We start from the raw sequence: 12,141 nt of genomic DNA, 5'->3' as shown, positions 1-12,141 counted from the left end.
TTATTCCTTTCCTGTTTTACTTTTGCTAGATAAAAAATCTTCTAAAAGTTTTATGCCTGTGCGTGCTGCAGAATAATTAATTTTTTTGGTCGAACCAATCATACTTATTTCTTTAATTGCTAGTGATTTTTCAAATTTTTTCGATATAAATGAAGCTTCTGAAGATTCGATACTAATTTTTAAAGTTTCATCATCTTTGGTAGTTCTGTCATCTAACATTTCTCAAATTGATTTTTTTTCGATTACATTAAGCAAATCGACAAGTTTTGCACGAGAAATTTCTTTATCTAAAATTAATGAATTTTTGTTATAAATATTAGACTTGCTTTGAATCTGAAAATTAAAAATTTTTTCCATAAAATGATGTAAAAGTTGATCGCTATGTTTGATTTGTTTTTCCAATTCTTGTTTCAAAATTAATAATTTTGATGAAATTTCAACCAAAGGAGTATTAATTAGTCTTTCTTGAAAAAGTCTGATTGCAATTTTAACGTCTTGACGAGAAATCTGTGATGAAAAAGCTATTTTTTTATTTTCAACATTACCACTAGAACTAACAACGACGATAATTCCTTCATTTTGTGAAATTTGTGTTAAATTTATCGACATTAAACGTTCGTTTTCATTGTTTGTAGTTGCGATTAATGTCGTGCCAACAGATTCAGAAATTAATTTAACAGCTTCAGCAATTGTATTTTCAATACTTACACGTCGACGCGCAAACAAATCCTTTAATTTGTTTGCTAAATGTTCGTTTTCATCAAAAGATAAAAATTCAGCATAATATTGAAAACCTTGCAAAGTTGGAATTCTACCACTTGAGCAATGTGATTTTTCTAAAAAACCTTCTTTTTCAAGCTGATTCATTATCGCTCTTAAATACGAAGAAGATTTTTTAATTCCGTAATTCTCTTTTAAATTAAGAGATCCGATAGACTCGCCGGTTTTAATGAAATTCTCAACTATTTGTTTCAAATATTTTTCTTTTTTAGAATCTAATCTTGGCATCTTTCATAAATTATAACAAAAAATAAAGCAAATTAGCAAAATTTGGCACTTTTTAAGTTTATTTGCTAATTTGCTTTATTTGATTAGATTTTTTAAAATTTAAGTTATGAATTAACAGCTTTTTCGATTTTTTCAATTAAAACTTCAGCAGGAACATAATTAAATTGTTTAAACACAACTTCACCGTCCTTAAAAATAAAGTGGGTTGGTACAAAAAGCACGTCATATTTTGTGCCTTTTTGACGGAAAAGTTTTGCTTCCTCAGCGTCAACCTTGATCAATTTCACATCGCTTCGGTCTTTAAAATACTCGCTTAATTCTTCGTTAACTGGCTCTTGCATTTTGCAATCACCGCACCAGTCAACAGCAAATTCTAAGTAAACTACACCAGTTTTTAATTCATTTTCTGCTTTTTTTCAAGGCATTTTTTTCATTTTTTGCTCCTCAGGGTAAATATTATGGATTAAAACCGAAACATTCGGTTCTTTGTCAAAAATTCTAAAAAGTTTACGCTTAATATTTTTTTGAGTTTTTTGTTGTAGTTCTTTAATTATTTTATCATTAATTTTCTTTAAATTTGAAAAATTAGTAAAAATTATTTTTCTAATTATTTCACAATAGGGTTCGCGATTCTCTTTGCTCAAAATTCCATAATCTGTAATTTCAGGAACTGAAAGAATTTTTTTTGAGATCGGATCAAACAAAAAGGATACAATAATCAAACCATCTCGTGACAAACTCTCACGCTCTTTTAAAACTTCGAGCGAAACATCGCCGATTCCATAACCTGAAACGTAAATTTCATCTTCGCCTCTAGTGATTCTTTTGCGAGAAAATAGTGTTCCATCGATAAAATTAGCCACTCTTTTATTTTGCAAAACAATAATGTTTTGCCGATTTATTTTGTTATTAAAAGCGATGTTAGAAGCAACAATTAAGTAGCGATAAAGTCCTTGAATTGGGATAAAATATTTTGGGTTAAAAAAATTAATCATTTCTGAAATATCTTCTTTATAGGGGCGGGCTAGCCCGAATTCTGATTCAGAAATATCGACAATATTTGTTGTTAATTTAGCAACTTGATCTAAAATTTTTGCGTAAAACTGTTCCATTCCGTTAATTGGTGGCGTCAGCATTATTACATAATCAGATTTTTTTAATTTAAAAAAGGCATCATCATTTTCAAGAATACGGTTAAAGCGATGACAAATTCGTTCCGGGCTTGATGTTATTAAAATTACAGAATTTTTTTGCTTATTTGCATATTTATAATCAAAAAAAATAGGTAAACTTTTTAACTTATTAGTTGTCAATTTATCCAATTTATAGATCATATTGTATAATTTGTCGTATTTTTTTCCGTAAGCGGTAATTTGACGATTAAATTTAACAGCAAGATCAATAATCTCTTGAATCGAAACCATTTCCTCATCGTATGCTGAAACTACGATTCGGGAATTTTTATCAGCTTGCAAGAAAGACTTTTCTAAGAAATTTTTTGCAAAAAGTTTATTTATTGATTTCCCCGGCAAATTAGATTTGCCTGAATCAGAAATAAACATCAAAATTCCTTTTGGATTTGCGGTAATTTTTTTGATTAATTCAAAATCAGTTACCCCGTAAACTCCTAAGTCGCCAACCACATAATTCGACATAAAAACAATTGCGCCATCCTCGGTTTGAAAACAAAAACCAAGAGTTCCGGGCATCGAGCCAGCAACTGGGATAGGTAAAATCGACAATTTTGCATTAATTTGTAATTCAGAAGTTATCGGTTTTATTTCAAAAGTATTTTCCGAAATACCGTATTTGTTAATTCGGTCAAGAATTAGCGCTTTTGTAAAAAAAGAGCTGTAAATCTTGATACCTTTTACTTTCATTATCAATCAAGGGAGTCCTGAAAACGATTCATTTTTGGCATCGGTTATAAAAACACCCTTGATTTTATGGTGGTTTTCTTCAATATAGGTAAAATCTGCAATAATAGTGTCAACACCAACTGAATTATCAAGCGGGATTTTTGCGCCTGAATTTATAATAAAAATATTGTCATCAATTTCTAAAACATAACAATTTTTCCCGTTTTCGTCTTGACCACCAAGAGCAAAAAAACTTATTTTAGCCATTAATTTCCTTTAATTTTTCATTTTTTACGTGAAAAACTTTTCATAAAAAGTAAAATTATAAAACTGAATTTATCAGAAATTTATTCTGTATATTAAAAATTAGAAAGTAAAACATGCTTAAATTTTACTTATTTTTCAAATTAAATTATCAAAAAATAAGTAAAATTTAAGTTTGATATTGATTTTTTACCTCTTTTGTGATTGCATAAATAAACAAATCAAGATCAAAAGGTTGTAAATCATCCATTCCTTCGCCAAGACCAACTAATTTTACACTTATATCGAGTTGATCTTTGATCGAAAAAATAATTCCACCTTTGCTTGTGCCGTCCATTTTAGTTAAAATTATACCAGAAACAGGGGTTATTTTTGCAAAATTTACCGCTTGCGAAACCCCATTTTGCCCAGTTGTCGCATCGATAACTAAAAGCGATTCATGCGGTGCGCCAGGAATTTTTTGAGAAATTATCTTGTTAATTTTTCCTAATTCTTGCATCAAATTCACGTTATTTTGTAATCTTCCAGCGGTATCAATTAAAACTAGATCAATTTTTTCCTGAATCGCCAAGTTCAAGCCTCGAAAAACAACAGAACCAGGATCTTTTTCGTTAATTTCTGGCTTTAAAATTGAAGCGCCAACACGATTAGCTCAAATTTCAAGTTGTTCAACTGCGGCTGCACGAAAAGTGTCGCCTGCAATTATTAAAACTTTTTTCCCTTCTAAAATAAATTTGCGGGCAATTTTGGAAATTGAAGTGGTTTTTCCAGAACCATTAACTCCTGAAATTAAAAAAACATTGATTCTGCCGTCTTTTACGTTCAAATTTGTGTTAACAATCGAACGATTCGAGTAAATTGTGTACATTTTATCCATAATTATTTCTGGAATTAAATCGGGATTATCGAGATTGTGATGGCGGACTTCATCTTTTAAGGAATCAATTATAATTCTAACAAAATTAGGGGAAATATCAGACATAATTAAAATTTCTTCGAGTTCTTCGAAGAAATTTTCGTCAATTTTAATGTGTTTTTTCTGAAGTTGAATAATTTGTTTAAAAAAAGAAAGCCTTGATTTAGTCAAGCCTGCAACGTATTTATCTAAATTTGCAGGTTTTTCTTCTTTTGATCCAAAAATTTTTTCCTTGATTTTCCGAAAAAAAGACATTTTTAATTCCTAAAATTTTAATAGTACAATAAATTATAAATTAAAAATTAATTTTTTTATTTTCACCAAACTAGAATTTTAAAAAGAAATTTAATCTTCTAAAACAGAAATTTCGTCATCTTCAAGAATAGTTTCATTAAAAATAATTTTAGAAAGCCGATTTGTGGCGGCAATTTTAAATGATTTTTGTTTGTGAGATAGATTTATTAATTCTTTTGGTCGAAATTTTTTCAGTCTTTCATAGACAAAAACAAAACAAGATCATCTTAAATCTAAATCTTCTTTTCTTTGTTTTAGATCAAAAGTTTCTTCAAAGTCCTGGCTAAAATCATTTAAAAAATCGCTTTTTAAAGTATTTTTAAACTCATCGATAAGATTATTTTCGTGATAATCAAGTATTTCTTCTATGCTATATTGTGTATTTTTAAGAGCCTCTGTGCCAAAAAATTGGGTTTTCAAAACCGTTCATGAGACTGGACCGTATTTATATGATTGAAAATTTTCCGAAAAAAAGGGGAGTTGATATCTTCTATAAAATTTTCAGTGCGTAAATCAAAGAATTTTTTGCACTCACGTTCGATAAACTTCTCTTTCACCTGTATCAACGTAGTAAAATGCAAACAAATACTTTAAAAAATGCGTTATATTAATTCCGTTCATCGCTTTTCCTTTCGTTTACTTAACAATATTAGTTTTTTTTATCTTTATAGTAAAAAAATGGAAAAAAATAGTATTTTTGACGTATTTTTTACAATTCACCGTTTGATTTTAGGTTAGAATCTCAATTTTCATATTCAATTTGACAATCTTCAATTAACTGATCTAGTTTATCAAGATCTTCAACAATCGCACCTGATGCATTAAGATGTCCGCCGCCGCCTCATTTTAGAGCAACTTTTTGCACATTTGGACCAGCAGAACGGAACTCAACCCTTCATGAATTCTCTGTTTCTTGAACTAAACAAAGTCAAATTTTATAGTCTTCAATATTAGCAAGCAAATTTGGACGAACTGAATTTAACGGATTTTTCTTCAATTTTTCCTGTTCTTCTAAATTTAATGTATAAAAAATGACGTTTTTATAAATTTTTTTGTTTGCAAAAATATAACTATCAAATTCAAGGTCTGTCAACCTTTTTGCGTTCAATTTTTCGTGGATTAACGAAAAATTGAATCCTGTTTCAAACAAAATACTTGTTAAAAAATGTGTTCTCGCTGATGTGTTTTTGTAAAGAAAGCGTCCTGAATCTGTATAAATTCCAAGATAAATTAATGTTGCACTTTTCTTTGAAATTTTTCAATTTGCTTGATATGCTAAATCGGCGATTTGTTCACAAGTTGCAATATAACTTGGATCCACTCAGCGATAAATTTCCGTAAAATCATCCTCATTTGGGTGATGGTCGATTCGTAAAATCGACTTAAATTTGAATTCTTCAAATAAAAAAGCGGATTCAATTCGGTTTTTAAAATTAGCATCGACAATTATTGCCAAGGATTTTTCCAAAATTTCCTTTTTCGGAATTGGATCCGCTTTTAATTTTAAAAATGGAAACGATTTTTTATAATCTCCAACAGCAAAAACCTTTTTATTGTCAAAGTTATCTAAAATCAAATTTTTAAGTCCAACTTGCGCTCCAATACAGTCTCCGTCTGGCCTGATATGATGAAAAATTACGATTGATTCGTGTTTTTCGATAAGTTTTACGATTTCTTCAATTTTATTTTTGTTCACTTTTTTCAAATTCCTTTACTAAATTTATTAATTTTTCAATAATTTCATCGATAATTTCTTTTATTTTTTCAGATTTTTCCAAATTTATTCCAGCAGCATAATTATGACCGCCGCCGCCGTATTCGAAAGCGATTTTATTGATAATCGGACCGTTTGAACGAATTCTGACCCTAATTTCATTATCACCTTCAATTAAAAATAGTCAAACTCGAGCATCGCCAATATTGGACAAAATGTTAACCGATGATAATTGATCTCGACTTAATTTAAACATATTTTGTTGTTCTTTTGAAACAAAATGTCATAAAACTTTGTCTTTTTTATTGTAATTTGTTAAAACGTATGCGTAAAAAGCTACTTCTTGTTCTGTTCTTTGTGATAAAAATCAGTTCAATTTTACAAAATTAAAATTGGATTTCAGCAAAAACGAAGCAACATCAAATGTTCTTGCAGAAGTTGAAGAAAATGAAAAACGACCTGAATCAGTCAAGATACCTAAATATACAAATTGGGAAATTTCTTCATCAATTTCCCAATTTTCTTCTTTTAAAAGCAAACCAATCATTTCAGAAGCTGCCGAAAAAGTTGTATCAACTCATTTTTCGTTATAAATCGGTTCTAAAATATCAGGATGATGGTCGATTTTTACCCTTGTTTTGAAATCAGAATTCAAAAAAAACTCAAGTTTTTGAATTCTTTTAATATCAGCAGTGTCAACTGTAATCGCTAGGGAATTTTTAAAAAATTCTTCTTTGATTAAATTTTCATTATCAAAATGAAAATTTAAAAAATTAAAGATATTTTCGTTATCACCAATAAAAAAAACCCTTTTTTTAGGATATCTTTTTAAAATCGCCCTACCCAAACCTTGTTGCGCACCGAGACAATCGCCATCTGGTCTAATGTGATGAAAAATAAAAATATTATCGTGATTTTCAATGTTTTCAATTATTTTTGCGAATGGTTTTGTGTTCATTTTTTTCCTTTTTTATTCCCCGTGGTGATATTTTCGGTTATGTTTAATTGAAAAACCACGGTAAATTTGTTCTAAAAGTACAAGTTTGAAAATTCTATGAGGAAAAGTTATTTTTCCAAATGACAAAAAACGGATGTTTGGCATAGTTTTTGATAGTAATTTTTCATCCACACCTTGCGATCCGCCGATTATAAAGCAAATATTTGCAGAATTTAAAAGTTGAGAAAATTCTTGGCTTGACACCATTTTTCCACGTTCTGTAAAAAGATAACAAGTATAATTTTTTGGGATTTTTTGTAAAATAACCTTTGTTTCAAGGGATTTTTTTAGATCAATATTTTCAACAGATTGTTCAGAAAGATTCACAAATTCGATTTGATACTTAAATTCTTTAATTTTATTAACCTCTTTTTGGTACAAAGGTAAAAAATCTCGAGAATTTGAAGCAAAGTTTATTATCAAAATTTTCATTAAATTTTTGTTACTTTTTGCATTTTTAAAAGATTAATATGGAACAAAAGCATTTGAATATCGGCAGGATTTACGCCACTAATTCGACTAGCTTGACCGATTGTTCTGGGTTTAACTTTTTTAAATTTATCAAGCGCTTCCATCGATAAATTAGCCACTTTTTCATAATCTAAATCGGTTGGAATTAATAAATTTTCAAGTCTAATCATTTTTTCGGCTTCAGAATTTTGTTTCTGAATATAACCTTTTAATCGCGCCATAACTGCCAATTCATAGCCAAATTCGAAGTCTGGAACGACATCTTTGAAGTCGACATTCGGTCTAGAAATTAATTTTAACTTCGAAATCCCGGTTTCAAGGCTATATTTTCTCGCTAATTCGTCTTTAGGAGAAACAAATTGGCGTGAAAGTTCTAAAATTTTCTTGTCAATTTTGGCATATTTCTCTTTCGTCTTTAAATACTCATTTTTTGAAATCATCCCTGATTTTAAAGCATATTTTGCCATTCTGATATCAGCATTATCATTTCGTAAAATCAAACGGTATTCCGCTCTTGAGGTCAGCATTCGATAAGGTTCTTTTGTCCCTTTTGTTACTAAATCATCGATTAAAACGCCGATATAACCGTGATTTCGCAGTATTTCAATCGGTTTTTTCTTCAAAACAAATTGACCCGCATTAATTCCAGCCACCAAACCTTGCGCCGCAGCTTCTTCATAACCGCTAGTGCCGTTAATTTGTCCAGCCATAAAAAGCCCTTTGACCTTTTTGGTTTCTAAACTTTTCTTTAATTCAAGCGGATTTATCGCATCATATTCGATTGCATAGCCGAATTTTGCAATTTTTGCATTCTCAAGCCCTGGGATCGTTTTCACAATTTCGCTTTGAACTTCTTCAGGCATCGAAGTCGAGAGTCCGTTGATATACATTATGTCCTGTTTTTTTGTTTCTGGTTCGAAAAATATTTGGTGGCGTGGTTTTTCGGAAAAACGAACAATTTTATCTTCAATCGAAGGGCAATAACGTGGACCTATTCCAGAAATTAGACCAGAATACATAGAAGATTTTCCTAAATTTTTATTAATTATTTCGTGAGTTTTTGCTGTTGTGTATGTTAAATAGCAGGAAATTTGTTTTTTTAACTTGTGCTTTGAATGAAAAGAAAAATTGATGTTATAAAGCGGCAAAACTTCTTTTTCAACTTTTGAAAAATCAATTGTTGAGGTAAAAATTCGCGGCGGAGTTCCAGTTTTCAACCTTTGGAGTTCAAATCCAAGATTTTTTAAGTTATTTGAAAGCAAATTTGATGTTTTTTGACCATCGGGTCCACTTGAAATCGAAGTAAAACCGCGAAGAACTTTTGAATCCAGGTAAGTTCCGGTTGTAATAATAACTGTTTTTGCAAAAAAGATTTGCTTTTTAGAAGTTTTTACACCAAAAACACGATTTTTTTCAACTAAAAGCTCAGCAACTAAATCTTCTGTGATTAACAAATTTTCTTGTTTTTTTAAATCTCGTAATATTAATTTAGAGTATTTTTCCTTATCGATTTGCGCGCGAATCGCGAGAACCGCTGGACCTTTTGATTCATTCAAATATTTTATTTGAATCATTGCAGCATCAGAAAATTTGGCTTGAACTCCACCAAGAGCATCAATTTCTCTTGTTATAATTCCTTTTGCTGGTCCGCCAATCGCAGGATTACATGGCATTGAAGCTAATTTATTTTTATCAAGTGTAATTAGAACAACTTTTAGTTGTTTTTTTAACAAAGCATAAACCGCTTCAATTCCAGCATGACCTCCGCCGACAACAACAGCGTCAAATTCGAAATTAGAATTTTCTGTTTTTTTTGACATCGATAACTTCCTCAAATTAAATCTATTTTGTAAATTATACTATAAATTTGCATCCTTTTTCCGTTAAGTCCAAAAAAGGAAGTTTCAATTTTTAAATCTAAATTGAGTTTTTAGATCAAAATTAAACCAATTAACTGACGAATTTCAGGTTTATCTGGTGAAACTACAAGCATTTTTGTCTTTTTATCGTTAATATGAATTTCAATAACTTTTTCAAAAACAGAAATCGCGTCTTTTAGATAGCGATAATTCACATTAACCTCAACGAAATTAGGGTCAAATTTGGAATCATTTGCAAAAATTGGATTCATCTTAAAGTCTATAACATTTTTAGTTAAAACATTTGATTGACCAGATTCATATTGAGAAATATAACCTTTTAGCGCGTTTTTTGACATTGAAAGGTTAATTACATTGTCTTTTCCTGGTGTAATTATTGTTGTTTTGTCAATTAAATCTAGAATATCGCGCTTATTAATTAAAAAAGAATATAAAATTTCATTTTCTTTCGGAATAATGTTTGAAATATCTTTGTAATCGATAGTGAAAATATTTGATTGAATCGTCAAATTATCATAAACATAACTAATTTTTGTCGGTTCGATATTTAATTCGATGTCGGTGTCGAGTTCGGGAGGGATGAAATCTTTTAAATTTTTGGCACTAATTGAAATATTTATCCTACTTTTGTTAAAAATTTCTATTTTTTCCGTTGCAAATCTAGTTGTATCTGTTGCTGAAAAATGCAAAAAACCGTCTGCAGAACTAAGGTTAATTGCTGATAAAATCGGTTGAGAAGGATTGCTAGTAGTTGCAAAAGCTGTGTTTTTTACAGCTTTTTTGAAATTTTTTGCATTTACAATTAATTTAATTCCTTTTTGCTCAAAATCTAATTCAGGAAAAATTGATATGTCGCGTAATGTTTTCGAGAAAACCGCATCCTCTCAAGAAACTATTAATTCTGTTCCTTTTATCTCAAAGTTTATTTCAGAATCACTTTTTTTTATAACATCGCGTAAGAAAAAACCATCAATTAAACAAATTCCAACATTTTCGACTTCAATTAAATCATCTTTGCTAATAAAAACTTTATAAGAAAGTTCGCTATTTGTCGAAATTATGAACAAACCAGCTCTTGTTAATTTCATGAAAAATGAACTTAAGGGAGAGTTGTTGTGCGAAAGTATTGCTACTTGCATTCTTTCGATTTGCTGTTCAATAACAGATTTTTTAATACTAAATTTCATATTTTACGCCTTAAAAAATTATATTTAGTTTAGTTTTTTTATATTAGGTTTTATAATAATAACAATAATAAGGATGTTTAAAAGTTGAAAAAATAAAAAGATGCAATAATTTACAGCACTTTTTACGAAAATCAATGTCAATTAATCTTGTTTTTTTTGTTTAAAACTCCAATTTAACTGTTTGTAAATGTGGTTAAGCGCGATTTCTAATTCATTATTGTTGCTTTGTTTTAAAGTATCGACCTTCTTAAGAATCGAAATAATTGTCGAATGTTTTCTATTATTAAAAAAGGCGCCGACACTATTATGAGTTAGATCTAAAATATTTTTAATTAATCAGATTGCAACATCTCGAGCATGAACAATGTTTTTGTCTCTTTTTTCACTTTTTATATCCAAAACAGAAACTCCGTAATACTTTGAAACCACGCTGATTATCAAATCAGGAGTAATTGTCTGTTCGATTTCGTATTTTTCGACAAAAATTTCAAACATTTTTTGCTTATCAAAACATATTTCGTTTTCAAACCTGTCTTTGTTTGTTTGTATATAAAAAGCAATCGATTTTAGTGCGCCTTCAAGTTCGCGAATTGAATTGCGAAAATGTTTTGATAAAAACTCAAAAGCTTCGGTTGTTCAAATGTGTTTTTCTAAATTTTCTTCTGTCAATTTACACTTAAAAATACGCAAAAAGTCTTCTTTTTTCGGCTTGTTTAATTTGATATGCAACCCCGAACTAAATCTAGTTATAAACCTTTCCTCAAATCCACCCAATAATGACGGCGGTTTGTCAGAAGTTATGATTACTGTTTTGTCCTCTTCGATAAATCTGTTTAAAATCTCAAGTGCAACAATTAATGTTTGATGTTTATGACCCAAACCTTGAATATCATCAAAAAGAAAAACATCTACTAGTGATAATCAGTCTAAAAATTCGCTAATTTTTTCGTTTTGACCATTTTGCATTCAAGAAGAAATACAACTTATAAATTTGTAATCGTTAATGTAGAAAACTTTTTTCTGTTTTTCAACAAGTAAATTGCCGATCGCATTAATAAAGTGAGTTTTCCCGATTCCGGAAGGCCCAGAAATAAAAATTGGTGAATAATTTAGTTTGGAATTTGCTACTATCGAATCGTAAATGCTAAAAATCTGAAAATTATAATTTGATTTGATAAAATTTTTAAATGTAAATTTATTAAGAACGTTATTAATTTTGAAACTACAATATTTCCCTTTGTTGATAGAAAAATTTTGTTCTTCATTTTTATCGCCAATCGAATGCGTGTAATTATTCATATTATTAAACGTTAGGACTTTGGAAATTTCAAGATTTTTCACTGCTTTTTCCACCGTGTCAACTCATCGGGAAATCACTTCTTGTTTTGCAAAAAAGTCTGTAAAATCAACAATAATTTCAGTTTCAGTTTCTTTTACCACATAAATTGTGTTAAAAAAATTGTTGTACAACATTTTATCGTTTAGTAAATTTTCGATTTGCTGTTTAATCTGTTGAGTCCTAACTTTTATGTTGTTTTTATTTGTGCGCAT

General features: G+C 29.4%; 10 protein-coding genes. All 10 read right to left on the bottom strand.

All coding sequences use genetic code 4. The features are described from left to right. A complete protein-coding gene (locus MDIS_RS00050; protein WP_044635102.1) occupies nt 1–1,008 on the bottom strand; it encodes a heat-inducible transcriptional repressor HrcA in 1,008 nt (335 codons plus the stop codon). Nucleotides 1,009–1,112: 104 nt separating this feature from the next. After that, nucleotides 1,113–3,134 (bottom strand): thioredoxin domain-containing protein, encoded by a 2,022-nt coding sequence (locus MDIS_RS00045; protein ID WP_044635101.1) that lies wholly within the window; start codon nt 3,132–3,134, stop codon nt 1,113–1,115. Nucleotides 3,135–3,300: 166 nt separating this feature from the next. Further along, nucleotides 3,301–4,302 carry a signal recognition particle-docking protein FtsY gene (gene ftsY / locus MDIS_RS00040; protein ID WP_044635100.1) on the bottom strand — a complete coding sequence of 334 codons (1,002 nt, stop codon included), beginning with the start codon at nt 4,300–4,302 and terminating at the stop codon, nt 3,301–3,303. A gap of 90 nt (nt 4,303–4,392) precedes the next feature. Then, nucleotides 4,393–4,962 (bottom strand): Panacea domain-containing protein, encoded by a 570-nt coding sequence (locus MDIS_RS00035; RefSeq protein ID WP_044635099.1) that lies wholly within the window; start codon nt 4,960–4,962, stop codon nt 4,393–4,395. A gap of 88 nt (nt 4,963–5,050) precedes the next feature. Beyond that, nucleotides 5,051–6,046 carry a DHH family phosphoesterase gene (locus MDIS_RS00030; protein ID WP_052506184.1) on the bottom strand — a complete coding sequence of 332 codons (996 nt, stop codon included), beginning with the start codon at nt 6,044–6,046 and terminating at the stop codon, nt 5,051–5,053. Then, nucleotides 6,024–7,013, bottom strand: coding sequence for a DHH family phosphoesterase (locus MDIS_RS00025; RefSeq protein ID WP_044635098.1), 990 nt, complete (start codon nt 7,011–7,013; stop codon nt 6,024–6,026). Before MDIS_RS00025 ends, MDIS_RS00030 begins: the two co-directional genes overlap by 23 nt. A gap of 12 nt (nt 7,014–7,025) precedes the next feature. Beyond that, nucleotides 7,026–7,484: a 23S rRNA (pseudouridine(1915)-N(3))-methyltransferase RlmH gene (locus tag MDIS_RS00020; protein WP_044635097.1), complete on the bottom strand. Its 459-nt coding sequence runs from the start codon at nt 7,482–7,484 to the stop codon at nt 7,026–7,028. Continuing rightward, nucleotides 7,484–9,343: a tRNA uridine-5-carboxymethylaminomethyl(34) synthesis enzyme MnmG gene (gene mnmG, locus MDIS_RS00015; protein ID WP_044635096.1), complete on the bottom strand. Its 1,860-nt coding sequence runs from the start codon at nt 9,341–9,343 to the stop codon at nt 7,484–7,486. Before mnmG ends, MDIS_RS00020 begins: the two co-directional genes overlap by 1 nt. 110 nt (nt 9,344–9,453) lie before the next feature. Beyond that, a complete protein-coding gene (locus tag MDIS_RS00010; protein ID WP_044635095.1) occupies nt 9,454–10,590 on the bottom strand; it encodes a DNA polymerase III subunit beta in 1,137 nt (378 codons plus the stop codon). 141 nt (nt 10,591–10,731) lie between these two features. After that, nucleotides 10,732–12,141, bottom strand: coding sequence for a chromosomal replication initiator protein DnaA (gene dnaA, locus MDIS_RS00005; RefSeq protein ID WP_044635094.1), 1,410 nt, complete (start codon nt 12,139–12,141; stop codon nt 10,732–10,734).

It is taken from the genome of Mesomycoplasma dispar, assembly GCF_000941075.1.
GTDB lineage: Bacteria > Bacillota_I > Bacilli_A > Mycoplasmatales > Metamycoplasmataceae > Mesomycoplasma > Mesomycoplasma dispar.
This window is presented reverse-complemented; position numbering and strand designations above follow the sequence as displayed.